This is a genomic window from Microbacterium sp. LCT-H2, assembly GCF_001866135.1.
In the GTDB taxonomy this organism is placed as follows: Bacteria; Actinomycetota; Actinomycetes; order Actinomycetales; family Microbacteriaceae; genus Microbacterium.
Window position 1 is genome coordinate 15,101 of record NZ_MODW01000008.1, and the last position, 26,894, is coordinate 41,994.

Consider the following 26,894-nt stretch of genomic DNA (forward strand, 5'->3'; position numbering starts at 1 on the left):
TCGAGTCTACGTTCGGCCATCGACATCGGCCGGCCTCACGGCACCTCGTCCACCACCTCGGTGACGACGCTCGTCGTCGACTCCGGCGTGTCTCCGATGACCCCTCCGGACCCGTAGCCCTCCGCGATCGAGTCCACGAGTCCGTGCGTCGTGTCGACCACGATGGTCGTCGTCCGGTGGCCGGGAACCGCATAGCGCAGCGTGGCCGTGCCGTCGCCCTCGTCGACCAGCTCGAAGCCCGGGATCAAGGCGATCGCGCGGAAGAAGGCCGCTCTCAGCTCGGCCGGCATGAGGTTGATCGCGGAGGGGTCGGAGAGGCTCGCCACCACCCACCGATCACCCTCCTCGTCGGCCAGCCCGGACCGGTCGCGCAGCCAGTCCCGTAGCGCCGCCGGTTCCCGCGGCATCTCGGCGTAGTAGGGGCGATAGCCGTCCGCCAACTGCGGAACGGGCGGCGGATCGCCCTCGCCGACCGGCCAGGCGCCCCCGGGGAGGACCTGCACCGTGCCGCGCTCGCGGATCGCCGCACCGGGTGACGAGGGCCACTCCTGTGCGGCCCGCGTGCCCTGCGCGCCGAACGACCGCACCACTTTGGCGTTCCCCCAGTCGTAGAACCAGTCGGCCGAGCGGTCTGCAGGGATGTACAGCACCCGTGTGTCCCTCACCAGGACGGCCGCGTCCCCCGTCTCCCGGGAGGCGTTGAAGGCGAAGGTGTCGTCGTCGCCGTCGTCGGCGGCGTCTCCATCCCAGAACTGGACGAACTCATCGACGGTCTCGATCCGGATGTACTGTCCCTCCTCCGGGGTCAGATCCTGGGCATCGACGGTGACGCTCGCCGCCTGCTCGAGGACCGCCGCAGCGGCGGCATCGGGCATCACCGGGAACAGGAGACCTCCGGCGCCCAGCGCCACCACCGCGGCCCCGGCCGTCAGCCCCGCGATGCCGAGGCCGGTCCACACCCGCTCCCGTCGTCGTCCGCCCCGCGGAGCACGCGCGGCTGACACCACGGCAGCCAGAGTGGCGCGGGCACGACGGATGCTCTCGTCCGAGGCTTCCGCCTGATCCGCGCCGAGGTCACGCACTCGTTCCATAAGCAGCATCGCTCTCCTCCTTCGCCATCCATGTGAGTCGGGTCTGCCCGCGCGAACCCGGCGGGGCGAGCCGTCGTCTGACCCGGTTGAGCCGCGACCGCACCGTCCCGACCGGGATGCCGAGGGCGACGGCGATCTGCTCGTAGGTGAGATCACCCCAGGCATGCAGGAGCAGCACGTCGCGGTCCCTGGCCGGGAGCCCGGCGATGCGGGGCGCGAGTGCTCGCAGGGCGGCATCGGCGTCGAGCCGCGCGTCGGACGCCGCGTACGGGTGCTCCGCGGGCCCCTCGGTGCCCGAAGTGGCCTCGAAAGCCCGCCACTGCCGTACTTCGGCCGCGCGGTGCCGCTTGATCATCCTCGTGGCGATGCCCAGGAGCCACGGCAGCGCCGACGCGACATCGAGATCGAAAGAAGCTCGACGGCGGAAGGCGACCAGGAACGTCTCACTGAGCACGTCGTCGACCGCATCCTCGCCGACACGCCGCCGGATGTACCCGCCGACCGGACGCACATGCCGCTCGAAGATGGCGGAGAACGCCCGCGGCTCGTCGAGCGACCGAGCGATGACCTCGCTGTCTGTGTTCACACTCTGTATTGCCCCGGTAGCGGAAGACGGTTCACGCTTTCTCGCGGAGGTCCAGCCGCATGAGCACGCGGGGGAAGCCGTCGAGGACGGAGCCCGTGTCCGCCGCCTTCGCGAACCCCGCGCTCTCGAAGAGACGCCGCGTCCCGACGTACGCCATCGTGAGGTTCACCTTCGCACCGGCGTTGTCGACCGGATACCCCTCGATCGCGGGTGCGCCCCGTTCGCGCGCGTAGGCGACCGCGCCCGCGATGAGGGCGTGGGAGACACCCTGTTTGCGGTGCCCAGGGCGGACCCGGAAGCACCACAGGGACCACACGTCGAGGTCGTCGACGTGCGGGATGAGGCGATTGCGCGCGAAGCTCGTATCGCGTCGAGGGTGCAACGCCGCCCAGCCGATCGGCTCGTCGTCGAGGTAGGCGAGCACGCCGGGAGGAGGATCCTGGTGGCAGAGCTCACGCACCCGCTCGGCCCGTGCGGGACCGCGAAGGGAGACGTTCTCCTTGTTGCCGATCCGATAGCTCAGGCAGAAGCAGACGTTCGACGTCGGTTTCTTCGGTCCCACGACCGCGGCGACGTCATCGAAGACCGTCGCCGGGCGCACCACGATGCTCATGCGGTCAGTGTGGCGGAGACCACGGACACCGGCGCCCCGCCGCCCCGGCGGATGGACTATTCCCCGCGCAGCACGTCCAACGCATGCTGGAAGTCCTCCGGATAGGGCGAGGCGAACTGGACCCACTCCCCCGTCGTCGGATGCGCGAAGGCCAGCTGATGCGCGTGCAGCCACTGGCGCGTGAGTCCGAGGCGGGCGGAGAGCGTCGGGTCGGCGCCGTAGAGCGGATCCCCGACGCACGGGTGCCGATGTGCCGCCATGTGCACGCGGATCTGGTGCGTGCGGCCCGTCTCCAGGTGGATCTCCAGCAGCGAGGCCCCCGGAAACGCCTCGAGGGTCTCATAATGCGTCACGGAAGGCTTGCCGTCCGGGACGACCGCGAACTTCCAGGAGTGGTTCGGGTGCCGACCGATCGGCGCATCGATCGTGCCCACGAGCGGGTCCGGATGCCCCTGCACCACTGCGTGGTAGATCTTCTCGACCGTGCGCTCCTTGAACGCCCGCTTGAGAGCGGTGTACGCCGCTTCGCTCTTGGCGACCACCATGAGACCGCTCGTGCCGACGTCGAGACGGTGCACGACGCCTTGACGCTCGGGGGCGCCGCTGGTCGCGACGCGGAACCCGGCGGCGGCGAGAGCACCGACGACCGTGGGCCCCTCCCACCCGAGCGAGGGGTGGGCGGCGACGCCGGTCGGCTTGTCCACCACGACGATGTCCTCGTCGTCGTAGACGATGCCGAGTTCGGGCACCGCGATGGGCACGATCTTCGGCCCTTCCTTCGGCTGCCACTCGACATCGAGCCAGGCACCACCCCGCAGCCGGTCCGACTTGTCGAGGGTGACGCCGTCCAGACGCACGCCGCCGGAAGCGGCCACCTCCGCCGCGAAGGTCCGCGAGAACCCGAGAAGCTTGGCGAGGGCGGCGTCCACGCGTGTGCCGTCGAGCCCGTCCGGGACGGGCAGCGACCGGGACTCCACGCTCAGCGCCCCTCGGACGCGGCAGCGGCCTCGGCGTCCTCGTCGGTCTCGACCGGGGCGTGGTCCTTCTCCCGCGTGCCGTCGAAGCGCAGTCCGAACACGACGAGCAGGGCGACCGAGATCATCCCGGTGACGATGAAGATGTCGGCGACGTTGAAGATGGCCGGCATCATCCACGGCATCGAGATCATGTCGACCACGTGGCCGACGGGGAATCCTGGCTCGCGGAAGAGGCGGTCCGACAGGTTGCCGAGCACGCCCCCAAGCAGGCAGCCGAGGACGACCGCCCAGAGGCGAGACCGGAGCCCGAACGCCTTCCAGACGATCACGCCCGCGACGACTGCGAGCGCGATGGTGAAGATCCAGGTCACCCCCGAGCCGAGGGAGAACGCCGCGCCGGGATTGCGCACGTAGTAGAGCTGGAGGAACTCTCCGAGGACCGGGACAACCTCATGCAGCGGCAGGTTCTCGATCGTGAGGTACTTCACATACTGATCGGCGGCCAGCACGACCGCTGCGAGAATCGCAACGATCGCACCGGCCGCCGACCGACGAAGGGGACGACGTCCTGACAAGAGGGCGCCTTACAGGCCGATCGCGGAGACCGGCGTGGAGTCCGTCGACGCCGACTTCTCGTCGAGCTCGCGGAGCTGGCCCTCGATGTAGCCACGGAGCTGCGAGCGGTAGTCGCGCTCGAAGTTGCGCAGCTCCGTGATGCGGGCCTCCAGCGTGTTGCGCTCGCGCTCCAGGCGCGCGGTCTCCTCGCGCTGCTTCGCCTCGGCCTCCGTGCGGATGCGGGCGACCTCGGCCTCGGCCTCGGAGATGAGCTGGTTGCGCTTGGCCTCACCCTCGGCCACGTGCTCGTCGTGCAGACGCTGTGCGAGCTCGATGATGCCGGCGGTCGCGGTCGCGGAGCCGGTCGGTGCGGCGTCGGCGGCGGGAGCCTCGGCGGCAGCCGCCGGGGCAGGAGCAGCGGCGGCCGGCTCGGCGGCCGCAGCGGGAGCAGGCGTGGAGCCCGACTCGTACGCGGCAAGCTTCGCCTTCAGCTCGGCGTTCTCCTCGAGGGCCTTGCGCCACTCGATGACGATCTCGTCGAGGAAGTCGTCGACCTCGTCCGGGTCGAAGCCGTCCTTGAAGCGGACGTGCTGGAACTGCTTGGTGACGACGTCATCCGGGGTAAGTGCCATGGGTGGCTCCTCTTTCGATGAGTTCGATTGCCAGTACCGATGTATGGCGTGTTCGTGATGTGGCGCGAACCCGGGGCGCGCACCTGGGTGCCAGCATAGCCCCCGAGCCTTGGGGTCGCGATGCCACGACACCCAGGCTCGGCGAACTCGCCGCCGTCCCCGGGCGCGACACGCGGGGTGGTCAGCGGATGAACAACCGGACGATGTTCATCAGGATCAGGACGACCAGAAGGGTCAGCGCGAAGCCGAAGTCCAGCGAGAGCTGACCGATACGCAGCGGCGGGATGATCCGCCGGAAGAACCGGATGGGCGGATCGGTGACCGTGTACACCGCCTCCGCGGCCACGAGACCGAAGCCCTTGGGACGCCACTCCCGATTGAACATCGGGATGTAGTCCAGGATGAGCCTCGCGAAGAGCACGAGGATGTAGACCAGCAGCACCAGGTGGACGATGCTGGCGAGGACCGAGACCAGCTGCACGGTCTACGAGTGGTCGAAGCCCGCAGACTCGGCGTCTGCGTGCGCGATACCCCCGTGGCCGGACACCGCGATGTTCTCCGGCGAGAGCAGGAAGACCTTGGAGGTCACCCGCTCGATCCGGCCGTAGAGGCCGAGGGAGAGACCGCTCGCGAAGTCGATGAGGCGGCGCGCGTCGGCGTCGCTCATCTGGGAGAGGTTGATGATGACCGGGACGCCCTCGCGGAAGCTCTCCGCGATCAGCTGGGCGTCGCGGTACTGCTTCGGGTGGACGGTGAGGATCTCGTTCACGGCTCCTGCTGCAGGCTGGCGGACGGCGACGGGACGACGGAGCGGTGTGACGGGAGCCGGAGCCGGCTCTTCACGCTCACGCTCACGCTGGGCGCGGGCGGGTGCCGGCGTCTCCTCTTCGTAGACCTCTTCCTCGTCGGCGAGGCCGAGATACACCATGGTCTTCTTCAGCGGGTTACCCATCGTGTCCTCCGGTTCGAACGTTTCGGGCTGGTCTTGTCACAGGTTAGCCCCGGGCGGGGCGCGGTCCCGTGATTGCGGAACCGATCCGCAGGTGTGTCGCGCCGGCGGCGATGGCCTCGGCGAAATCGCCGGTCATCCCGGCGGAGATCCAGGTCGCCTCGGGAGCGACGGTCCGCACGTCGGCGGCGATGTGGTGCAGACGGGCGAAGGCGCTCGCGGGATCCTCGTCGAGGGGCGCGACGGCCATCACGCCTCGGAGCCGCAGCGAGGACAGACCGAGCACGTGCTCGGCCAGCGCCACCGCCGACGCCGGCGCCACGCCTCCTCTGCCCTCATCCTCGGTGAGATTCACCTGGACGAGCACGTCGAGCACCTCGTCGGTCTCGGCTGCACGGTGCAGGGCATCGGCGAACCGGCCACGGTCCACCGAATGCACGACGTCGGCGCTCCGCCTGATCGCCGCGGCCTTGTTCGTCTGCCCCTGCCCGATGAAATGCCACTCGAGGTCGAGGGCGGAGAGTTCGCCCGCCTTGGCGGTGAGCTCCTGCTGCCGGTTCTCCCCCACCGCGTGCACTCCGAGAGCGTGCAGATCGCGCACCAAGGAGGCAGGGTGGAACTTGGTGACGACGATCCGGGTGATCCCCTCGGGGGAACGCCCGGCGGCACGCGCGGCGTCGGCGATCTTCTCGTCGATCGCCGACAGCCGCGCGGCCAGGTCCGATGGCGCCGAAGCGCCGACCGGTGTCGTCACTTCAGGAATTCGGGGATGTCGATGTCGTCGTCGGCGAAGGCCGGCTCGATGCTCGTCGTCGGCGTGCGCGGTGCCGTCGGCGCCGGGGCGGGCTCGGGCGTGCTCTTCTCTGCCGCAGGCTCGGAGGTCTCCGACAGCGCCACCTCGGGAAGAGACGCGGTCGAGGGACGCGAGACGACCATCGGGTCCAGCCGCAGCGAGGGCTCGCCGCCGTCGAAGCCCGCGGCGATCACGGTCACCCGCACCTCGTCGCCGAGCGTGTCGTCGATGACCGTACCGAAGATGATGTTGGCCTCGGGGTGCGCGGCCTCCTTGACGAGATCCGCCGCGTCGTGGATCTCGAAGATGCCGAGGTTCGAGCCACCCTGGATCGACAGCAGCACACCGTGCGCACCTTCGATCGAGGCCTCGAGCAGCGGCGACTCGACGGCGAGCTCCGCCGCCTTGATCGCACGGTCTGCGCCACGGGCCGAACCGATGCCCATCAGGGCGGATCCCGCTCCCTGCATGACCGACTTCACGTCGGCGAAGTCCAGGTTGATCAGACCGGGGGTCGTGATGAGGTCGGTGATGCCCTGCACACCGGCGAGGAGGACCTGGTCGGCAGTCGCGAACGCCTCGATCATCGAGATGCCGCGGTCGCTGATCTCGAGAAGACGGTCGTTCGGGACGACGATGAGGGTGTCGACCTCTTCCTTCAGCTTCGCGACGCCCGCCTCGGCCTGGCTCTGGCGGCGACGCCCCTCGAAGGAGAACGGCTTCGTGACGACACCGATGGTCAGCGCGCCGATCGACTTCGCGATGCGGGCGACGACGGGGGCACCACCCGTTCCGGTGCCGCCACCCTCTCCGGCGGTGACGAAGACCATGTCGGCACCGGTCAGGGCCTGCTCGATCTCCTCCGCGTGGTCCTCTGCGGCGCGACGACCCACCTCGGGGTCGGCACCAGCGCCGAGACCGCGGGTGAGCTCGCGGCCCACGTCCAGCTTGACGTCGGCGTCGCTCATGAGCAGCGCCTGGGCGTCGGTGTTGACGGCGATGAACTCGACTCCGCGGAGACCGAGCTCGATCATGCGGTTGACGGCGTTGACGCCGCCACCGCCGACGCCGACGACCTTGATCACGGCGAGGTAGTTCTGGTTCTGGCTCATGGCCGGCCTCCGATTAGTAGAGCCTGGAAGGGGGTGAACCTTAAACCTCAACTAGAGGTGTAAAGTATTTCCCGGTATTGCGTTCTCTCAGATCGAAGGTATGCGCCGCCCGGCCCCGCACGCGCAGCGACATGGGCGTGTCGCGCCATTCCCGCCGAAAGTGATCAGCCGACGACCGCCACGTCGGGAGACGTGACGTCGATCGACGAGGCATCGGGGTTCTTCACGAGCGCGGCGGAGAGTGCGAGCGCCTTCAACCCCGAGTCCTCCTGGCTCCCCCACACGACCGTGAGTCCTGACTCAAGGGTCAAGGTCACGTCGTCCGCCGTCGAGGCCCGCACACCGGTGAGCGTCTTGCGGATGTCCGACGGAAGCGCCCGGACGACGAGCCCGGCACTGCGGAAGGCAGCCGAGTCGACCCCACCCTCCACCTCCACCAGCGGCTGACCCGCGGGGCGCTGGGCTGTCGTCGAGAGAGCGACGCCCGCTGCGTCGACGAGCGTGAACCCGGCACCCGACTCGACCACCCCGATCGGCGTACGCTCGACGATGCGCACGGTCAGGTCGTGCGGCGGACGTGCTTCCAGGGCATACGTCTCGATGAGCGGAAACGTCAGCAATGCCGCCTTGACCTCGCTCGTATCGACCAGGGCGAGCGGCGTGCCGAGCTGGTCCGCGAGGGCACCTTCGATCACCGCGGGATCGATCGTCGTGGTGCCGGTGACCGTGATGCGCTGCACAGCGAAGAGCGGACTGTAGGCGGCGGCGACACTCCCTCCGATCAGCAGCACCACGGCTCCGAGGGCACTCAGCCAGACGAGACGACGCCGCCGGGATCGCTGGGTGAACCGACGGATCTCCGCCCTGAGCGCCCTGCGGCGGGCGCGTGCGGCGCGCCAGACATCCATGGACGAACGCGGGATCGGTCGCTCCTCGGGCATCACTGCGGCGGACTCGACCGGCGAGGCGCCTCCCCCCTCCTCCGGCGACCGCAGCGGGGCGGGACGCCGGCGGAGGGGCCGTTCGGACGCGTCGTCCGTCTCCCCCGGGGTATCCGGAGCGCTCGGGAGTGGGGGCGGCCGGCGCATGGGCTACGCCCCGTCGGTCCGGCGAAGTGACTCCAGCACCTGCGGGATGAGCTGGTAGACGTTACCGCAGCCGAGGGTCACGACGAAGTCACCCTCCTCCGCAACCGATGCCGTGTAGTCGGCCGCTTCCTGCCAGTCGGCGACGAAGTGCACGCGGGAGGGGTCCTGGAACGCGCCGCTCACCAGCTCACCGGTAACGCCAGGCACCGGGTCTTCCCTGGCGCCGTAGACGTCCAGCATCACGGTGTGGTCGGCGAGCTCCTCCAGGACGTCCGCGAACTCCTGGTACATGTGCTGCGTCCGGGAGTACGTGTGCGGCTGCTGGATCGCGATAAGCCGGCCGGAACCCGCCAGACTGCGCATGGCCTCCAACGCGGCGCGCACCTCGGTGGGGTGATGGGAGTAGTCGTCGTAGACCGTGACCCCGCGCTCCTCACCGTGGCGCTCGAGACGACGGACGGTTCCCGCGAAGCCCTCGACGGCGCGCACGGCGTCGCGGAGCGGGTGGCCGAGCGCGAGGAGGACGGCGACCGCCCCCGTCGCGTTGATCGCGTTGTGCACGCCGGGGACCGCGAGCTGCATGCGCTCCGTCTCCCCTCCGTGCGAGACGACGGCGGCGACGGGGCCCGCGGTGACGATCTCGCTGACGCGGACGTCGGCCTCCTCGGCCTGCCCGAACGTCAGGACACGCGGGTGGGACAGCCCTGCCAGGACCCGGAGCGCGCCGGGGTCGTCGCTCGAGATGACGACCGCCTCCGACGCGGCGTCCGCGAACCGCACGAAGGCGTCGTGGAAGGCTTCGTCGGAGCCGTAGTGGTCGAGGTGATCGGGGTCGACGTTCGTGATGAGCGCGACAGCCGTGTCGTAGAGGAGGAAGGTGCCGTCGGACTCGTCCGCCTCGATGACGAAGAGGTCGCCGCTCCCGGTCGCGCTGGACGTGCCGAGCTGCTCGATCACGCCGCCGTTGACGAAGTGCGGATCGGCGCCGAGGTCACGCAAGGCGGTGACGATCATGCCCGTCGATGTGGTCTTTCCGTGCGCGCCCGCCACCGAGACGAGGCGCCGCGTGCCGATCAGCCAGTGCAGCGCCTGGGACCGGTGGATGACGTGGAGGCCCCGCTCCTTGGCGGTGACGAACTCGGGGTTCTCCGGCCAGATGGCGCCGGTGTGCACGACCGTGTCGGCGTCGCCGAGGTGAGCGGCATCATGACCGACGTGGACCGTCGCCCCCGCGGCGGCCAGCGCCCGCAGGTTGTCGCTGTCGGCGCGGTCGCTGCCGGAGACGCGGATGCCCGCGTCGAGGAACATCTTGGCGAGTCCGCTCATCCCGGATCCACCGATGCCGATGAAGTGCGCGGAGGTGATCGTCTCGGGGATGGGGAGGGAGAGGTCGGGTCTGATCATGTCCGCTTCAGTCTACTTTTCGTTCTCGTCCGGGCGGCGGCGTCACACCGCACCGAGGGCACGATCGATCATCGCCACGACGTTCTCGGTCCCTGTCCGGGTGCCCGCGGTCTCCGCCGCCTCCGCCATGCGCCCGATGCGGTCAGGATCGCCGAGCAGCGGCACGACGATCCGCCGGACGGCGTCGCCGTCGAACGTCGCATCGTCAAGGAGCTGCGCGGCACCGGCGGCCACGGCCGAGCCGGCGTTCAGACGCTGCTCCCCGTTGCCCACCGAGTACGGCACGTACAGCGCGGGGATACCGAGCGCGCTGATCTCGCTCACCGTGGCCGATCCCGAACGCGACACGATGAGGTCGGCCAGGGCGAACGCGAGATCCATGCGGTCGACGTACCGGCGGAGGGCATAGCCGGGCACTCCCGGGTCGGCGAGGTCGCTGCGCTCCCCCGTCACGTGCAGCAGTTGCCAGCCCGCGGCGAGGATGTCGCGCCAGGAATCCGCCAGAGCGTCGTTCAAGCGCTGCGCTCCGAGCGAGCCGCCGAAGACGAGCAGCACGGGGCGATCGGGGTCGAGCCCGAAGTACTCCGCGGCCTCGGCCCGCCGTGCCGCCCGGTCGAGCGTGATGACCTCGCGCCGCAGCGGCATGCCGACCACCTCGCTCCCGCGGAGCGGCGTCCCGGCGAAGGCCACGCCGACCCCCGCCGCTGCCCGGGCACCGAGCACATTCGCCAGCCCGGGCTTCGCATTGGCCTCGTGCACGACGAAGGGCACGCGCTCGCGACGCGCGGCGACGTAGGCGGGTGCGGAGGCGTAGCCGCCGAAGCCCACCACGACGTCGATCCCGTGCTGCCGGATGTGCGCACGCACCTGGGCGATCGCCCGGCGGAACCGCGCGGGGAACGCGGCGGCCTGCGCGTTCGGGCGCCGCGGGAACGGCACCTTGTCGACGATGAGCAGCTCGTAGCCGCGCTCGGGGACGAGACGGGACTCCAGCCCCTCCGCGGTGCCGAGCACCAGGATCGTCGCCGTGGAGTCGCGCTCACGCAACGCGTCGGCGACGGCGAGCAGCGGGTTCACATGGCCGGCGGTGCCACCGCCGGCGAGGAGGTACGAAGTCACCTCGCGACCCTACCCCGCTCGGCTGACTGCTTCTCGGCGACCGGGATGGTCCGCGCGAAAGCCAGCAGGACACCGCAGGCGATGAGCACGGCCAAGAGCGCCGTCCCCCCCTGGGACATGAAGGGAAGGGGCACACCCATCACGGGGAAGACCCCGATGACGACGCCGACGTTCAGCACGGCCTGACCCACGATCCACACCGTGATCCCCCCGGCCGCGACGCGGATGAACGGGTCCGAGGTCTTGCGGATGACATGGAAGACACCCACGGTGAAGAACGTGAAGAGGGCGAGCACGACGATGCAGCCGATCAGCCCCAGCTCCTCGCCGACGATCGCGAAGATGAAGTCGTTTCCTGCCGCCGGGAGCCACCCGTACTTCTCCTGGGAGTTGCCGAGGCCGAGCCCGAAGACACCGCCGGAGGCCATGCCCCAGATGCCGTGGATCGACTGGTAGCAGTCGTTGTAGTAGAGCGTCATGTCGTCGCAGGTGGCGGTGATGCGCCGCATGCGGTCCTTGCTGGAGAGCGCATAAGCGAGGACAGCAGCCACGCCCAGGATCATCGGGATGATGAACAGCCGCAGCTTCACGCCCGAGAAGAAGAGGCAGCCGAGGAGGATGAGGACCAGCACCATCGCGGTGCCGAGGTCCTTACCCGCGAGCACGGTGCCGATCGCCAGCGCGCCGACGGGTACGACGGGGATGAAGACGTGGTGCCAGGTGCCGAGCATGGTCTGCTTGCGCAGCAGGACCGCGGCGATCCACAGGGCGAGCGCCAGCTTGAGGAACTCGGACGGTTGCATCTGGAAGCCCGCTACCTGGATCCAGTTCCGGTTTCCGCCGTCGGCGACGCCGAGTGGCGTGAACACCAGGAGCTGCAGGGCCACGGCGCCGAACAGCGCCGGCCACGCCATGCGCTTGAGGAACGCCACGGGGAAGCGGCTGATGAGGAACATCAACGGGATGCCGAGCAGAGCGAAGACGCCTTGGCGGAGAGCACCGTCCAGCGGGTTCTGGGCCTTCGCCACCGCTGTCGCGCTCGTCGCCGACAGCACCATCACGAGGCCGAAGATCGTCAGGAGCAGGGCGGTCGACGCGATCAGCAGGAACTCGGTGGACACCGGCGTGAACCGGCGTCCGAGCGAGACCCGCGCCGCGAGGCCTCCCGACTCAGACCGCGGAGGGCGAGCCACCTGCGTCATCGGCGCTCCCCCGATCGATCCATTCCCGCACCGCTTCGGCGAAGCGGTGGCCGCGATCCGCGTAGCTGGAGAACTGGTCGAAGGATGCGGCGGCGGGAGCGAGGAGCACGGTGCCCTCCCCGTCGACGATCCCCGCCGCGATCTCCACGACGCGGTTCATGACCTGTCCAGTGTCGCCAGCATCGACCTCGAAGACCGGCACCGTCGGCGCGTGTCGCTCGAATGCCGCGATGACGGCCGTGCGGTCCACTCCGATGACGACAGCCGCGCGCGCGGTCGCGCCCGCGTCCGCGACGAGATCGGCGATGTCGACGCCCTTGAGATCGCCACCCACGACCCACACCGCACCGGGGTACGCGCGCAGTGACGACGCGGCCGCATGCGGGTTCGTCGCCTTGGAGTCATCGACCCAGGTGATGCCGGCGTGGCGCGCGACGACCTCGATGCGGTGCGCATCCAGCCGGAAGCTCTGCAGCGCCCCGTGGATGGCCTCGGGCTCGACCCCGAGGGACCGGGCGAGAGCACTGGCGGCGAGGATGTTCTGCACGATGTGCGGGGCCGACAGGCCGGCGGCCTCCAGGTCGGCGACCGTGGTCAGCTCCAGGGCGCTGCGCGCGCGGTCGTCGAGGAACGCCCGATCGACGAGCAGCCCCTCCACGACGCCGAGATCGCTCGGCCCGGGGATGCCGAGGTCGAAGCCGATGGCACGAGCGCCCTCGACGACCTCGGCCTCCTCGACCATCCGCCGCGTGGCCTCGTCGGCCTTGTTGTAGACGCAGGCGACGCGGGTGTTCCGATAGACCAGGGCCTTCGCGTCCCGGTAGGCCTGCGCGCTGCCGTGCCAGACGAGATGATCGTCGGCGAGGTTGAGGCAGACCGCGGCGTGCGGGAAGAGCTCCCCCTCCGGGCGCGACAGGCCGAGATACCAGAGCTGGTGGCTGGAGAGTTCGACGACGAGCACGTCGAACCCGACGGGGTCGCGGACCGCGTCCAGCACGGGGACGCCGATGTTGCCGCACGGTGCGGCACGGAGTCCGCCGGAGACGAGCAGCGTCGCCGTGAGCTGGGTCGTGGTCGTCTTGCCGTTGGTGCCGGTGATGAGCACCCAGTCCGCCGGCGTGCCGTCCGCACGGAGGACCTTGTCGCGCACCCGCCAGGCGAGCTCGACGTCACCCCACAGGGCGATGCCCTCGTCCTGGACCCAGCGGATGACCGGGTGCGCCGGAGCGAACCCCGGGGACGCGATGACGACCTCAGGCGCGAACGCCGTCAGCGCCTCGGGGACGGCGTCGAGCGGTCCGAGCTCCAGCCGTGCGCCGATGACGGGCAGGAGGCGGGCGTACTCCTCTTCCGCGGACTCGCTCAGCACGAGGACGTCGGCGCCGAGCTCGGCGAGGGTGTCGGCCACGGAGAAGCCGGTCATGGAGAGGCCGAGGACGGCGACGCGCAGGCCGCTCCAGTCGGCGTGCCAGCTCGTCAGCCCGGCGAGGCGCTCAGCCGACACGGGTCAGCCACTCCACGTAGAACAGTCCGACGGCGGACACGGCGAGCAGACCCGCGATGATCCACATCCGCACCACGATCGTGACCTCCGACCATCCCCGCATCTCGAGGTGGTGGTGGAACGGGCTCATGAGGAAGAGCCGCTTGCCGCGGGTGATCTTGAAGTAGGCGCGCTGGAGGATCACGGATCCGGAGGCGAGCACGAAGACGCCCGCGATGATGAGGAGCAGCAGCTCCGTCCTGGTCATGATCGCCATCGCGGTGATGACACCGCCGATGGCCATCGAGCCCACGTCGCCCATGAAGACCTTCGCCTTCGGGGCGTTCCACCACAGGAAGCCGATGAGGCTCGCGGCGAAAGAGGCCGAGATGATGGCGAGGTTGAACGGGTCGCGCACCTCGTAGCAACCGCCGAGGGAACCGGGGTCTCCCCCGATGCAGGGCTGCTTGAACTGCCAGAACGCGATGAGGCTGTATGCACCGACGACGATCACGCCCGCGCCGGCGGCGAGGCCGTCGAGGCCGTCGGTGAGGTTGACGCTGTTGGAGGTCGCGACCCCGATGATCGAGATCCAGGCGAGGTAGAGGATCCAGCCGAGGATGACGCCGAACGCGAAGAGGTTCAGCCAGGTGATGTCCCGGAAGAGGGAGATGGACGCGCTGGCCGGCGTCTGCCCCCACTTGTTCGGGAAGTTGAGCGCCACGATGCCGAAGGGGATCACGACGATGAGCTGACCGATCACCTTCCGCCACCCCGACAGCCCGAGGCTGCGCTGGCTGCGTACCTTCATGTAGTCGTCGATGAACCCAACCACGCCGAAGCCGACCATGAGCCAGATGACGAGGATCGCGGACAGGGCCGGCGTCTCCCCGCTGACGAGGACCCCGGTGAAGTAGCCCACGATCGAGCCGAGGATGAAGATGACCCCGCCCATCGTGGGCGTGCCGCGCTTGGCCTCGTGGCTCGGGTTGCCTGCGGCCTCCGGGGTGCGGATGACCTGCCCCCAGCCCCATTTGCGGAAGAGCCGGAGGAAGACGGGAGTCAGGAAGAGAGTGAAGGCGAGCGAGATGGCCGCCGCCATGATGAGGGACCTCACGAGAACAATTCTCCCAGACGATCGCCGAGATGCCGGAGGCCCACGGAATTGGACGACTTCACCAGGACGCGGTCGCCGTCGCGCAGCTCGGTGCGGAGGTACTCGAACGCGGCGTCCTGGTCCGGCAGATGCACGGCTTCGCTGTCCCACGACCCCTCGCCGACGGCGGCGAGGTAGAGCCGACGGGCCTCCGGGCCGACGACGACGATGCGCCGGATGTTGAGGCGCACGGCGAGCAGACCGATGCGGTCGTGCTCCTCCCCGGCGCTCTCGCCGAGCTCGCTCATGGCGCCGAGCACGGCGACGGTGCGCTCGTCCGGGCCGGTGATCTGGGCGAGGGTCCGCAGCGCGGCCGCCATCGAATCGGGACTGGCGTTGTACGCGTCGTTGATGATCCGGACGCGGTCGTTGCCCAGCGGCTGCATGCGCCAGCGCTCCGCGATCTCGACGGTCTCCAGCCGGGAGACGGCATCGGACGGGGCCACGCCGAGCTCCACGGCGGCGGTGATCGCGGCGAGGGCGTTCGTGACGTGGTGAGCCCCGAGTACGCGCAGCCGCAGCGGCAGGTCCTCTCCCGCGGCCTCGATCACGCACTGGGTGCCGGAGGCCGACACCTCGATGTCCCGCGCGTGCACGGCGGCCGCGGCGGACTGACCGAAGCCGACGACGCGGAGGCCGCGGCTCTCCGCGAGCTCGCGCATCGCCCAGACCCGGGGGTCGTCGGCGTTGAGCACGGCGGTGCCGGGCACGCGGGCCGCGGCGACGAGCTCGGACTTGGCCTTCGCCGTGGCCTCGATGCCGCCGAAGCCCCCGGCGTGGGCCATCCCGACCATGAGCACCACGACGAGGTCGGGCTCGACGAGGCCGGCGAGGCGCGCGATGCTGCCCGGCGCGGCGGCGCCGAACTCGCTCACCAGGAAGCGGGTGTCGTGCGTGACGCGGAGCATCGTCACCGGGGCGCCGACCTCGTTGTTGAAGGACTTCACCGGAGCGACGGTCTCGCCCTCGTCCTCGAGGATGCGGGCGAGGAAGTTCTTGGTCGTCGTCTTGCCGTTGGAGCCGGTGATGCCGACGATGCGCAGGTTCCCGCCGGCCCGCACGCGCGCCACGACCTCACGGGCGAGCTCGCCGAGCGCCGCGACGGCATCGGGCACGACGATCTGCGAGACATCGACGTCGACCGGGTGCTCGACGATCGCCAGCACGGCACCGGCTTCGACGGCGGCACCGACGAAGCGGTGCCCGTCCGTCTCGGCTCCGGGCTTGGCGACGAAGATCGACGCCGCCTCCATGGTGCGCGAATCGGTGTCGACGATCCCGTCGACCACCGTCTCCGGCGTGTGCTCTCCGGCCACGCGCAGTTCACCACCGATGGCGGCAGTGATCTCAGCGAGCGTCAGGGCGATCATGTCATCTCCATGCGCGGCTCTCGCCGGCTATCCGAACTTGGGGAGGAGCGCGTCCATCGGGACAGAGGACGGCATCACGCGATAGGTCTTCATCACCTGCGTCATCGCCTTCTGGAAGGCGGAAGCCGTGGCCGCGGACGATACAACCTTAGTCGGCTCGTCGAGGGTCACCACGACGACGTACTGGGGGTCGTCGACGGGAGCGAAGCCCACCATGCTGGTGTAGTAGACGCCCGCCTTGTAACCGCCCTTGCCGTCCGACACCTGCGCGGTACCGGTCTTGCTGGTCACCCGGTAGCCGGGCACCTGGATGCGATCGGCGTTGCCGCCCTGCACCGCGACGTTCTCCAGCATCCGGGTCAGGTCGGCCGCGGTCTGCTCCTTCACGATCTGCTCGTGCTTCGGCTTCGGGGTCTCCGTCACGGTCCCGTCGGGGGCGGTGCAGGACTCGACCATCGACAGGTCGATCTTCTCCCCACCGTTGGCGATGGCCTGGTACGCGCCGGCGAGCTGGGGGGCCGTGACCGTGAAGTACTGGCCGAACGTCGTCGTGTAGAGCGACTGGCTGTCCCAGTCGCTCACCGGGTGGAGGATGCCGCCCACCTCGGAGGGGAAGTCCAGCGTCTTCTGCCCGACTCCGAAGCGCTGCAGGTAGTCATAGCGGACCTCGGGGGCGACCATCGTGCCGAACTTCGACAGCGCGGTGTTGGACGAGTCGATCAGTCCGCCGGCCAGCGTGTAGTTGTAGGCGGGGTGGCTGAACGCGTCGTTGACCACGGCGCCGTTGGGGAAGGTCTCGCGCGACGACGCCGTGACCGTGCTGAGCGGAGTGAGACCGGCACCCTCCATCGCCGCGGCCGCGGTGATCGCCTTGAACGTCGAGCCGGGCTCGAAGTCGCGGTGGAAGATCTGGCTGTACCGGGTCTCCGGCGTCGAGGAGTCCAGGTCGTTCGGATCCATCGCCGGCCATTCGGCGGCGGCGCGGATCTTGCCGGTGCCCACCTCGACCACCGTCACGGTCCCGCCCTTCGCGCCCTGCTTCTGCGCCTCTTCGCCGACCATCTGCTGGAGGTACCACTGCAGGTCGCTGTTGATGGTGAGCTGCACCGTGCCGCCGTCGACGGCGTCGGTGACGGACTCGCTGCCCGGGATCACGACCCCGTCCTTGCCCTTGCGGTATGTCTTCTCGCCGTCCACGGGCGCCAGACACGCCTCCTCGAGCTGCTCGACACCGGCTTTGGCCTCGCCCGTGTTGTCAAGGAAGCCCAGCACGTTGCCTGCGACGGCGCCGTTGGGGTAGACCCGGGTCTCGCGCGGCTTCAGCGCGAGATACGATCCGAGGCCCAGGTCGCGGAGCGCGATGTACTGCTCGGTGTTGAGCCCGGTCTTCAGTGGCGCGTACTGGCTGTTCGGGTTCTCGGCGAGGGCGTCGGAGACACGCTTGCGGATCTCCTCCCCCGGCACCCCCGTGATCGCGGCGATCTTCTCGGAGGCCTCGGCCCACGGCAGAGCCGGATCCTTCTCCTCGGTGAGCCTGATGACCTGTGGGCTGAGCTGCGCGTCGTAGACCATGACACTCGATGCGAGGACCGTGCCCTCGGAGTCGACGATGGATCCCCGCTGGCCGGGGATCGTCGAGCCGTCGCCGATGTGCTCGAGGGATTGGCTGACGTGCTCGTCGGCGCTCACCACCTGGATGTCGATGAGGCGGACGACGAACGCCACCAGGATGGAAAGGATGACCGCCAGGGCGACGACAGTGCGTCGCCGCGGTCCGCGCGTGGCTCGTGTCGTCATGGGATCTCTCCGTCGGTCGGAATGGTCAGTGCGTCGTGGGGCTGGGCAGGCCGTCGGTGATGGCCGGGGGCAGGTCCTGCGCCGGCGATGTGCCGCCGGCCGCTTCATCCGCCGTGTCCGTCGCCGGCGGCGTCTCCTCCGTGACGAGGACGTTGCCGACGGCCGCCTTCCCGTTGGGATCGATCGTGGACACCCCCTCCGCCCCGGTACCCGCCCCGAAGACGGCACCGTCGCTGAGGCGGAGATAGGACGGGGCGCCCGCGACGACCATGCCGAGGTCGGCGGCGCTGCTGGCGAGCACCTGCGGGGAGCTCAGTCCCGTGAGCTCTTCCTGCAGCGCATCGGTCCGGAGGTCGAGTTCACGCTGCTGGGACGTGAGCCCGGCGAGCGTGAACGAATCCTGGGTGATGGCCAGCGAGAGCCCGACCTGCCCCGCGCCGATGGCCAGGGCGCCCCCCAGCGCGACGAGCGCGTAGGCGAGTTTGGGCTTGCGGCGTCGTGCCGGGGCCGTCACCGGCTGCAGGCGCCGCTCGGGCGCCGTCTCCGGAACGGCCGGCTGCAGCGGCAGGGTCGGCTTGCGGACTGCGTTCATGCTCATGCGCTCTCCCGCACCTTCTCGGCGGCGCGCAGGCGCACCGGTATCGCACGCGGATTGCGTGCGCGCTCTTCGTCATCGGCGAGTTCCGCACCCTTGGTCAGGATGCGGAATCGGGGGGCGTGCTCGGGCAGTTCGACAGGCAAACCGGCGGGCGCCGTCGAGGAGGAGGCGGCGGCGAAGGCCTGCTTGACCAACCGGTCCTCGAGGGACTGGTACGACATCACCACGATGCGTCCCCCGACCGCGAGGGCGTCCATCGCGGCGGGGATCGCGTCAGCGAGGACGTTCAGCTCGGCGTTGACCTCGATCCGGAGGGCCTGGAACACGCGCTTCGCCGGGTGCCCTGACCGCTGCGCGGCCGCGGGGGTCGCGGCCACGAGGATATCGACGAGCTCCCCCGATCGCGTGATCGGCTGCTTCTGACGAGCGTCGATGATGAAGCGCGCATACCGGCCGGCGAGCTTCTCCTCCCCGTACCGCTCGAAGATGCGCCGCAGGTTTCCCTCGCTGTAGGTGGCGATGACCTCGGCGGCGGTGATGCCCTTCGTCTGATCCATCCGCATGTCGAGCGGCGCATCCTTGGAGTACGCGAAGCCGCGTTCGGCCTCGTCCAGCTGCAGCGACGAGACACCCAGGTCGAACAGGATCCCGGCGGCGCCCTGAGCGTGCAGCCCGATCTCGTCGTAGACCGTGTGGACGAGCGTGACCCGATCCCGGAACCGGGCGAGCCGCTCCCCCGCGATCTTCAACGCGTCGGTGTCCCGGTCCAGCCCGATGAGGCGGATGCCGGGGAATCGCTCGAGCAGCGCCTCCGAATGGCCGCCCATGCCGAGGGTGGCATCGACGAGCACGGCGCCGTCCTCCTGGAGGGCGGGCGCGAGGAGCTCGACGCAGCGGTCGAGCAGGACAGGAGTGTGGATGTCGCGGAGGTTCATGATCTCTCTCGGGTCCGACCTTCGGCTCTGATCCCCCTCCGCATCTCGACCCGGCACCGGGGAAGTGTGTCGGGGCGGGAGCGGCGGGGCATCACAGCCGTGGTCAGAACAGTCCGGGAATCACCTCCTGCTCCAGCTCGGCGTAGGACTCCTCGCCGGCGGCGAGGTAGGCGTTCCAGCTCTCCGCGTCCCAGATCTCGGCGTGGGCGCCGACTCCGGTCACGATGAGCTCCTTCTGAAGACCCGCGTACTGACGCAGGTGGGCGGGGATGGTGATGCGGTTCTGGCTGTCGGGCATCTCCGCGCTGGCGCCGGAGAGGAACATGCGCATGAAGTCACGCGCCTGCTTGTTGGCGAGCGGTGCCTGACGGATCCGCTCGTGCATCGCCTCGAACTCGGCCGTGCTGAAGACGTAGAGGCAGCGCTCCTGGCCCCGGGTGACGACGATGCCGCCGCCCAGGTCCTCGCGGAACTTCGCGGGAAGGATGACCCGTCCCTTGTCGTCCAGCTTCGGTGAGTGCGTGCCCAGCAGCATCGGCCATCACCCCCTCTCCGTCCGGCCAACTCGAGGTGCGCCCCACTTTACTCCACTTTCCTCCACATTCCTACGGTGAATCCAGGCTATCGTCACCCACCGCCGGGCGGACATTCGCTCATGCCCTGGAATTCCGCGGTTGAGAAGGGTGGAGGGAGGGTGGAGGACAGTGGAGGGCTGGTGGAGGGCCGACGGCGCAGCACGCACGAAAAAGCCCGGATGCTCAGCATCCGGGCTTCGTGGTGGAGAGAAAGGGAGGGGTCAGTGACCGTCCTGGCGCCGATCCCATCGGTCGTTCATGCGATCCATGAAGGAGGAGGAGTCCTGCCGCTTCGGGGCGGTGCGCGTGCGGGTCTCGGCCGGACCGCTGCGCCGGACCGGGGTGACAGCCAGCATCACTCCGCCGAGCATGGCCGCGAATCCGATCACGCCGACGACGATGCCCCAGACATCCCCGAGGATGACGCCGACGACGAGTCCGCCGATGCCGGCGAGCAGGAGAAGGGCCCCGTAGACGAGGTTGCGATAGCTGAGCGTGCGATCACCCGACGGCGCGCTCACCACGTCGGCGTCATTGTGCAGGAGATGGCGTTCCATCTCGTCGAGCAGACGTTGCTCCTGTTCGGAGAGTGGCATCTCATCCCCCTCGGGTATCGTGCCCTCCAGTCTACGCGCGAGCGGCGTCCGGGGCTAGCAGTTCGGGCGTCTCATCCTTTACGTATGCTGGGAGTCGTGCCGTCCCCCTCCCCCTCCGTCCCCGACGCCGTGGCCGCGCGACTGGACCTCTTCCTCGACCGCATGCGAACGGAGTCGGCGGAGTACGGCGACGATGCCGCCGCCTTCCTCGACGCGGCGTCCGACACCCTCTCCGGAGGCAAGAGGCTGCGCGCCCGTTTCTGCCACGCAGGATGGCGCGCCGTCTCCCGCTTCCGCGACCGTCTCGCCGCCGAGGACGACGCCCTGTGGGACCTCTGCGCAGCGCTGGAGATCTTCCAGTCCGCCGCACTCGTGCACGACGACCTGATCGACAACTCCGATACCCGTCGAGGCCGCCCCGCCGCTCACCGAGCTCTCGAGGCGTCCCACCGTTCCGCCGGTTGGTGGGGAGACGCCGCTGCCTTCGGCCGCGCCGGCTCCGTGCTGCTCGGCGATCTCCTCGTCGCGTGGAGCGATGACCTCCTGGAGTCTGCGCTCGATGGGCACGGGGAGGCATGGACCGTGCGCGCCGAGTACGCGCGCATGCGGCGCGACGTCACGATCGGACAGTTCCTCGACATCGCCGAGGAGTCGGCGTGGAGCGTCAGCGACGACCGCGAGCATGCAGAACGGGCGCTCCGTGTGGCCTCCCTGAAGTCGGCGCGGTACAGCATCGAGCAGCCCCTCATCCTGGGTGCGAGCCTCGCCGGCGCGGACGCGGAGCAGACCTCGGCGCTGCGGCGCTTCGGGCACCCGCTCGGCCTCGCGTTCCAGTTGCGTGACGACGTGCTCGGCGTCTTCGGCGATGCCGCCGTCACCGGCAAGCCCGCGGGCGATGACCTGCGCGAGGGCAAGCGCACCGTGCTCATCGCCCTCACCAGGGAGAAGCTGGACACCCCTGCGCGACGGCTGCTCGACGAGATGCTCGGCGATCCCGATCTGACCGCAGCGCAGGTGTCGTTCCTGCAGGAGACGATCGCCGGAACCGGGGCCCTCGAACGGGTCGAGACGATGATCGCGGAGTACGCCAGAGAGGCCGATCGCGCGCTTTCCGGAGCCCGGCTCGACGACGCCGCTGTCGGAGAGCTCCGCGACCTCGGCAGAGCAGCGACCGTGCGCTCCTCCTGAACGAATCTCTCAGGCGAGCGTGCGCGCGAGCCGACGGACCTCGCTCTTGTGTCCGGCGAGCAGGGAGGCGATCGGGGAACGCCCGAGGGTCTCCTCCTCGGCGAGCAGCCAGTCGATCAGCTCGTCGTCCGAGAAGCCGGCATCCTGCAGGACGATGATCGTCCCGCGAAGCGAGCTCAGCGGCTGCCCGTCCACGATGAACACCGACGGCACCGCGAAGACGCCGCTGCGCCGCGAACCGACGAGGTAGTGCTCGTCGATCAGACGACGCACGCGCCCGAGCGGCTCGCCGAGAACCTCGACGAGGTCGGGCATGGTCAGCCATTCGAGGGCGGAATCAGGGGTTGCAGCGACGTTCTCAGACACGTTGCCACTATCTCACCTCGCCAGCCGGAGCGCATGTTCAGCACTTCCGTCACATTCGTCACACCCGTCACTTCTGTTGACATCTCTATACATCCGTGTCAGCGTGAAGTGCTCGAAAAGGGGGCTGACGTGATCTTCCAGACAGCCGTGGCCGGCGCTCTCGCCGCCACTCTGACGGCGACGCCCGCCGCCGCGCCTGCACCGCCGGTCGCGCCGCACGAACGGCATCGCATCGCTCCGGCGCGCGTCTCACCGACGCAGAACATCCCGCCCTCGCATGTCGTGCAACCGGGCGACACGGTCGCCGGCATCGCCGGTCGCTACGGGCTCCGAACGACCGACGTCCTCGGCTGGAACGGCCTCACCTGGAGATCGGTCATCTATCCGGGGCAGAGCCTGCAGCTGCGCGCCGCCGCCGGGGCTCCCGCGCCGTCACCCACGCCGACTCCCGCAGCGACGAAGAGCCACACGGTCGTGGCGGGCGATACCGTCTTCGGCATCGCCCGGAAATACGCCACCTCGGTCAGCGCGATCCTCGCCGCCAACGGCCTTTCCGCCGGCGCCATCATCTATCCCGGGCAGAAGCTCGTCGTGTCCGGAACTGCTGCGCCCGCAGCCGCGCCCGCGGCGGCACCGGCACCGCGCGCGCAGCCGAGTGGCGCGACACACACCGTGGCCGCGGGTGAGACGCTGTTCTCGATCGCTCAGCGGTACGGGACCACCACGCAGTCCCTCTTCGCCTGGAACGGCCTCGGCGCGTCGTCGATCATCTACCCGGGTCAGCGCCTCGCCGTGCAGGCACCTGCTCCGAAGCCCGCCACCGCACCCACCGGACAGCGCAGCGCCACCCTGACAGCGGAGCAGGCAGCCAACGCCGCGCTCATCATCCGCGTGGGCCGCGAGCTCGGAGTCTCCGACCGCGGGATCGCCATCGCCCTTGCCACCGGGATGGTGGAGTCGGATCTCCGCAATCTGGACTGGGGGGATCGCGACTCGCTCGGGATCTTCCAACAGCGCCCGAGCACCGGCTGGGGCACCCCGACGCAGATCATGGACGCAGAGCGGAGCACCCGCGTCTTCTATGGGGGCGCCGGCGACCCGAACGGGCATCTGACCCGCGGGCTGCTCGACATTCCGGGCTGGGAGTCGATGGCGTTCACCGATGCGGCACAGGCCGTGCAGATCTCCGCCTACCCGGACCGCTACGGGCAGTGGGAGGACCAGGCATACGCATGGCTCGCCCAGCACGGGTGACGCCTGCGGAAATCCGGATGCCTCGAGGGGTGAGGCGTTCCCGGGGCTTTCAGCCAATCGTCCATAGACTTCTGTCGTGACGACCAATCATCAAGCCGATCCCCTCATCGGGCGGCTTGTCGACGGTCGGTACCGGGTGCGTGCGCGGATCGCCCGCGGCGGAATGGCCACGGTCTATGTCGCCACCGACCTCCGACTGGAGCGTCGCATCGCCCTGAAGGTCATGCACGCCCACCTCAGCGACGACTCCGCGTTCCAGAGCCGGTTCATCCAGGAGGCACGCGCCGCGGCGCGGCTCGCCGACCCGCACGTGGTCAACGTTTTCGATCAGGGCCAGGACGGCGAGCTCGCCTACCTCGTCATGGAGTATCTGCCCGGCATCACCCTGCGGGAGCTGCTCCGCGAGCAGAAGCGCCTCACCGTCGCTCAGACGATCACCATCATGGACGCCGTTCTCGCCGGGCTGTCCGCCGCGCATCGGGCGGGCATCGTCCATCGCGACGTGAAGCCGGAGAACGTCCTGCTCGCGGAGGACGGCCGCATCAAGATCGGCGACTTCGGACTCGCCAGGGCGACGACCGCGAACACCGCGACCGGGCAGCAGCTCCTCGGGACGATCGCGTACCTCGCGCCCGAGCTCGTCACCCGCGGCACCGCCGACGCCCGCAGCGACATCTACGCGCTCGGCATCATGCTCTACGAGATGCTCGTCGGCGAGCAGCCCTACAAGGGCGAGCAGCCGATGCAGATCGCGTTCCAGCACGCCACGGAGTCGGTTCCCCGGCCCAGCGTCCGCAATCCCGCGGTGCCGGAGCAGCTCGACGAGCTCGTGCTGTGGGCGACCGAGAAGTCTCCGGACGAGCGTCCGGACGATGCCCAGCAGATGCTCGAGCGCCTGCGCGAGATCGAGCGTGAGATCGGGGTCGCTCCCGCCGTGACCCGCACCACCGGCGCTTCCCACGGCCAGGCAGATTCCGGAGACCTCACCAAGGTCATGCCGGGCACCATGGTCCTCCCCGAGCCGGCGACGGCCACCTCCCCGGGGATCGACAACGCCACGATCCTCCGCCGGCGAGCCGCCAAGCGCCGCGCCCGCGGTACCTTCCTCCTCTCCCTCGTTCTGCTGCTCGCCGTCCTCGCCGGCGGCGTCGGATGGTGGTTCGGCTCCGGTCCCGGATCGCTGATCGCGGTGCCTGATGTAGCGGGCCAGACCTACGACGAAGCCGCCGCGGACCTCGCCGAAGCCGGCTTCGAACCCGCCCAGCGCGACGAGTTCTCCGTGGATGTCGAGAAGGGGATCGTCATCGAGACGGACCCCGGCACGGGCACCAGGATCGACAAGGGCACCACGGTCGCCGTCGTCGTCTCCGCCGGCCCGGCCTCGCACGACCTCGCCCCCGTCGCCGGGGAGCCGGCCGACGATGTGCGGGCCGCATTGCAGGCGGCGAATCTGGAGATCACCGACGACGAGGAGTACTTCACCGACACCGCGGACGGGTCGGTCGTCAATGTCCGCATCACCCCCCGAGCCGGCGGAGATGCCTTCGCCTGCGACCAGGGCTGCACGGTCCACGAGAAGGACACGGCGACCATCCAGGTGTCGCGCGGCCCGGTGCCGGATGTCACGGACATGACGGTCAAGCAGGCCACCGAGACGCTCACCGGCAAGGGACTGAAGGTGGCGGAGGAGAACATCTACCGCCCGAGCGACTCCATCGGCAAGGACCGCGTCATCGGCTACGCGGACCGCGCCGAGAGAGGATCATGGCGCCCGGGCGAGACGATCCAGCTGATCGTCTCGCAGGGGCCGCCGCTGTTCGACGTTCCCGATGTCTCCGGGATGACGCGCGATGAGGCCACCGCCGCGTTGCGCGACGCCGGTTTCACCTGGAGCTACACGAGCAGCACCGGTCTGCCCGACTCCGTGTGGGATCTCCTCGCGAACGAGAACACGCGCGTGGAGTCGTACAGCCCGTCCGACCCGCAGCGGAAGGGCACGAGCATCACGCTCACCATGAGCTTCGCCGGCTGACGCCGACACGACGAAGGGGCCGGAACATCGTTCCGGCCCCTTCGTGCATCCCGCACGTGGATCAGCGCTTCTCGAGCTCCTCGGCAACGAGGAAGGCCAGCTCCAGGGACTGCATGTGGTTCAGGCGCGGGTCGCACAGGCTCTCGTAGCGCGTCGCGAGGGCCGCCTCGTCGATCTGCTCCGACCCACCCAGGCACTCGGTGACGTCGTCGCCGGTCAGCTCGACGTGGATGCCGCCGGGGAAGGTACCCACGGCGCGGTGCGCCTCGAAGAAGCCGCGGACCTCGTCGACGACGTCATCGAAACGGCGCGTCTTGTATCCGGTGGGCGTCGTGATGCCGTTGCCGTGCATGGGGTCGGTGACCCACAGCGGCTGCGCACCGGATTCCCGGACGGCCTCCAGCAGCGGGGGCAGCGCGTCGCGGATCCGGCCGGCACCCATGCGCGTGATGAACGTCAGGCGGCCGGGCTCGCGCTCAGGGTCGAGCTTGTCGATGAGCGCCAGCGCCGTCTCCGGCGTCGTGGTGGGGCCCAGCTTCACGCCGATCGGGTTCCGGATCTTCGAGAAGTAGTCGACGTGCGCACCGTCGAGCTCGCGCGTGCGCTCCCCGATCCACAGGAAGTGGGCCGAGGTGTTGTACGGCGTGTCCGTCCGGGAGTCGATGCGGGTCATCGGGCGCTCGTAGTCCATGAGCAGGCCCTCGTGGCCGGTGAAGAACTCGACCCGCTTCAGCTCGTCGAAGTCCGCGCCGGCGGCCTCCATGAACTTGATCGCACGATCGATCTCGGCGGCCATGCGCTCGTAGCGCTGGTTGGCGGGGTTCTGGGCGAAGCCCTTGTTCCAGGAGTGCACCTCCCGGAGGTCGGCGAATCCACCCTGCGTGAAAGCCCGGATGAGGTTCAGCGTCGAGGCCGCGGTGTGGTAGCCCTGCAGCAGACGACCGGGGTCGGCCTGACGCGAGCCTTCGGTGAAGTCGTAGCCGTTGACGATGTCGCCGCGGTACGCCGGAAGCGTGACGTCGCCGCGCGTCTCCGTGTCGCTCGAGCGCGGCTTGGCGAACTGCCCGGCCATGCGCCCCATCTTGACGACCGGCATGGAGGCACCGTACGTGAGCACCACGGCCATCTGCAGCACCGTCTTGATGCGGTTCCGGATCTGCTCAGCCGTCGCGCCGGCGAACGTCTCGGCGCAGTCGCCGCCCTGCAGCAGGAAGGCCTGCCCCGAGGCTGCCCGGGCGAGACGGTCGCGGAGGTTGTCGACCTCACCGGCGAAGACCAGCGGCGGAAGGCTCGAGATCTGCCGGGAGACGTCGGCGACGCGGTCGGCGTCTGGCCACTGCGGCTGCTGCTTGATGGGAAGCGAGCGCCAGGCATCAAGGGCTTCGATGTGGTGCGGGAGCATGCGTCCAGCCTAGTGGGCGGC

General features: G+C 69.5%; 27 protein-coding genes. 3 read left to right on the forward strand and 24 right to left on the reverse strand.

The window, feature by feature from the left end; genetic code table 11:
* Positions 1–35: 35 nt before the first annotated feature.
* From BK819_RS14950 to BK819_RS15055, 22 genes are all read right to left on the reverse strand, one after another.
* On the reverse strand, positions 36–1,100 hold the full coding sequence (locus BK819_RS14950; RefSeq protein ID WP_143049327.1) for a hypothetical protein: 1,065 nt from the start codon (positions 1,098–1,100) through the stop codon (positions 36–38).
* Positions 1,075–1,677, reverse strand: a complete 603-nt coding sequence (locus BK819_RS14955; RefSeq protein ID WP_071329833.1) for an RNA polymerase sigma factor — start codon at positions 1,675–1,677, stop codon at positions 1,075–1,077. The genes BK819_RS14950 and BK819_RS14955 overlap by 26 nt, the downstream gene beginning before the upstream one ends.
* A gap of 31 nt (positions 1,678–1,708) precedes the next feature.
* Positions 1,709–2,290, reverse strand: coding sequence for a GNAT family N-acetyltransferase (locus BK819_RS14960; protein WP_071329834.1), 582 nt, complete (start codon positions 2,288–2,290; stop codon positions 1,709–1,711).
* A 56-nt stretch (positions 2,291–2,346) separates the two neighbouring features.
* The gene (locus BK819_RS14965; RefSeq protein ID WP_071329835.1) at positions 2,347–3,267 is read right to left on the reverse strand and encodes an RluA family pseudouridine synthase; all 921 of its coding nucleotides are present in this window, start codon (positions 3,265–3,267) and stop codon (positions 2,347–2,349) included.
* Positions 3,268–3,269: 2 nt separating this feature from the next.
* On the reverse strand, positions 3,270–3,842 hold the full coding sequence (gene lspA, locus BK819_RS14970; protein ID WP_371259857.1) for a signal peptidase II: 573 nt from the start codon (positions 3,840–3,842) through the stop codon (positions 3,270–3,272).
* A gap of 9 nt (positions 3,843–3,851) precedes the next feature.
* Positions 3,852–4,454, reverse strand: a complete 603-nt coding sequence (locus BK819_RS14975) for a DivIVA domain-containing protein (protein WP_071329836.1) — start codon at positions 4,452–4,454, stop codon at positions 3,852–3,854.
* 181 nt (positions 4,455–4,635) lie between these two features.
* On the reverse strand, positions 4,636–4,935 hold the full coding sequence (locus tag BK819_RS14980) for a YggT family protein (RefSeq protein ID WP_025105081.1): 300 nt from the start codon (positions 4,933–4,935) through the stop codon (positions 4,636–4,638).
* A gap of 3 nt (positions 4,936–4,938) precedes the next feature.
* A complete protein-coding gene (locus BK819_RS14985) occupies positions 4,939–5,406 on the reverse strand; it encodes a cell division protein SepF (protein WP_071329837.1) in 468 nt (155 codons plus the stop codon).
* A 43-nt stretch (positions 5,407–5,449) separates the two neighbouring features.
* Complete coding sequence (locus BK819_RS14990) at positions 5,450–6,157, reverse strand: YggS family pyridoxal phosphate-dependent enzyme (protein WP_071329838.1); 708 nt, start codon at positions 6,155–6,157, stop codon at positions 5,450–5,452.
* Complete coding sequence (ftsZ, locus tag BK819_RS14995) at positions 6,154–7,308, reverse strand: cell division protein FtsZ (RefSeq protein WP_060922670.1); 1,155 nt, start codon at positions 7,306–7,308, stop codon at positions 6,154–6,156. The genes BK819_RS14990 and ftsZ overlap by 4 nt, the downstream gene beginning before the upstream one ends.
* A 164-nt stretch (positions 7,309–7,472) precedes the next feature.
* Positions 7,473–8,216 carry an FtsQ-type POTRA domain-containing protein gene (locus BK819_RS15000; RefSeq protein ID WP_256209486.1) on the reverse strand — a complete coding sequence of 248 codons (744 nt, stop codon included), beginning with the start codon at positions 8,214–8,216 and terminating at the stop codon, positions 7,473–7,475.
* Positions 8,217–8,399: 183 nt separating this feature from the next.
* A complete protein-coding gene (murC, locus tag BK819_RS15005) occupies positions 8,400–9,800 on the reverse strand; it encodes a UDP-N-acetylmuramate--L-alanine ligase (RefSeq protein WP_071329839.1) in 1,401 nt (466 codons plus the stop codon).
* Between the two features lie 42 nt (positions 9,801–9,842).
* Positions 9,843–10,919, reverse strand: coding sequence for a glycosyltransferase (locus BK819_RS15010; RefSeq protein ID WP_071329840.1), 1,077 nt, complete (start codon positions 10,917–10,919; stop codon positions 9,843–9,845).
* Positions 10,916–12,121: a putative lipid II flippase FtsW gene (ftsW, locus tag BK819_RS15015; protein ID WP_071329841.1), complete on the reverse strand. Its 1,206-nt coding sequence runs from the start codon at positions 12,119–12,121 to the stop codon at positions 10,916–10,918. The genes BK819_RS15010 and ftsW overlap by 4 nt, the downstream gene beginning before the upstream one ends.
* Positions 12,090–13,625 carry a UDP-N-acetylmuramoyl-L-alanine--D-glutamate ligase gene (gene murD, locus BK819_RS15020; protein ID WP_071329842.1) on the reverse strand — a complete coding sequence of 512 codons (1,536 nt, stop codon included), beginning with the start codon at positions 13,623–13,625 and terminating at the stop codon, positions 12,090–12,092. Before murD ends, ftsW begins: the two co-directional genes overlap by 32 nt.
* Entirely contained in the window at positions 13,615–14,721 is a 1,107-nt protein-coding gene (gene mraY / locus BK819_RS15025) for a phospho-N-acetylmuramoyl-pentapeptide-transferase (RefSeq protein WP_071329843.1), read from the reverse strand. Before mraY ends, murD begins: the two co-directional genes overlap by 11 nt.
* Positions 14,718–16,130 (reverse strand): UDP-N-acetylmuramoyl-tripeptide--D-alanyl-D-alanine ligase, encoded by a 1,413-nt coding sequence (gene murF, locus BK819_RS15030; RefSeq protein WP_071329844.1) that lies wholly within the window; start codon positions 16,128–16,130, stop codon positions 14,718–14,720. The genes mraY and murF overlap by 4 nt, the downstream gene beginning before the upstream one ends.
* 27 nt (positions 16,131–16,157) lie before the next feature.
* On the reverse strand, positions 16,158–17,927 hold the full coding sequence (locus BK819_RS15035; protein ID WP_071329845.1) for a penicillin-binding protein 2: 1,770 nt from the start codon (positions 17,925–17,927) through the stop codon (positions 16,158–16,160).
* A gap of 25 nt (positions 17,928–17,952) precedes the next feature.
* A complete protein-coding gene (locus BK819_RS15040; protein WP_071329846.1) occupies positions 17,953–18,525 on the reverse strand; it encodes a hypothetical protein in 573 nt (190 codons plus the stop codon).
* Positions 18,522–19,460, reverse strand: coding sequence for a 16S rRNA (cytosine(1402)-N(4))-methyltransferase RsmH (rsmH, locus tag BK819_RS15045; protein ID WP_071329847.1), 939 nt, complete (start codon positions 19,458–19,460; stop codon positions 18,522–18,524). The genes BK819_RS15040 and rsmH overlap by 4 nt, the downstream gene beginning before the upstream one ends.
* 103 nt (positions 19,461–19,563) lie before the next feature.
* Entirely contained in the window at positions 19,564–19,995 is a 432-nt protein-coding gene (gene mraZ, locus BK819_RS15050) for a division/cell wall cluster transcriptional repressor MraZ (protein ID WP_025105095.1), read from the reverse strand.
* Positions 19,996–20,256: 261 nt separating this feature from the next.
* On the reverse strand, positions 20,257–20,631 hold the full coding sequence (locus tag BK819_RS15055; protein ID WP_025105096.1) for a DUF3040 domain-containing protein: 375 nt from the start codon (positions 20,629–20,631) through the stop codon (positions 20,257–20,259).
* Positions 20,632–20,715: 84 nt separating this feature from the next.
* Between BK819_RS15055 and BK819_RS15060 the strand changes: the two genes are divergently transcribed.
* Positions 20,716–21,819 (forward strand): polyprenyl synthetase family protein, encoded by a 1,104-nt coding sequence (locus BK819_RS15060; protein ID WP_071329848.1) that lies wholly within the window; start codon positions 20,716–20,718, stop codon positions 21,817–21,819.
* Positions 21,820–21,828: 9 nt separating this feature from the next.
* On the opposite strand, the gene BK819_RS15065 is transcribed toward BK819_RS15060, so the two are convergent.
* A complete protein-coding gene (locus tag BK819_RS15065) occupies positions 21,829–22,185 on the reverse strand; it encodes an Rv2175c family DNA-binding protein (RefSeq protein WP_336642938.1) in 357 nt (118 codons plus the stop codon).
* Between the two features lie 129 nt (positions 22,186–22,314).
* On the opposite strand from BK819_RS15065, the gene BK819_RS15070 reads away from it, so the two are divergent.
* A complete protein-coding gene (locus BK819_RS15070; protein WP_256209487.1) occupies positions 22,315–23,439 on the forward strand; it encodes a LysM peptidoglycan-binding domain-containing protein in 1,125 nt (374 codons plus the stop codon).
* 76 nt (positions 23,440–23,515) lie between these two features.
* Complete coding sequence (gene pknB / locus BK819_RS15075; protein WP_071329850.1) at positions 23,516–25,471, forward strand: Stk1 family PASTA domain-containing Ser/Thr kinase; 1,956 nt, start codon at positions 23,516–23,518, stop codon at positions 25,469–25,471.
* 61 nt (positions 25,472–25,532) lie between these two features.
* Here the strand turns inward: pknB and BK819_RS15080 are convergent, their stop codons facing one another.
* Complete coding sequence (locus tag BK819_RS15080; protein ID WP_071329851.1) at positions 25,533–26,873, reverse strand: class II 3-deoxy-7-phosphoheptulonate synthase; 1,341 nt, start codon at positions 26,871–26,873, stop codon at positions 25,533–25,535.
* Positions 26,874–26,894: the final 21 nt, after the last annotated feature.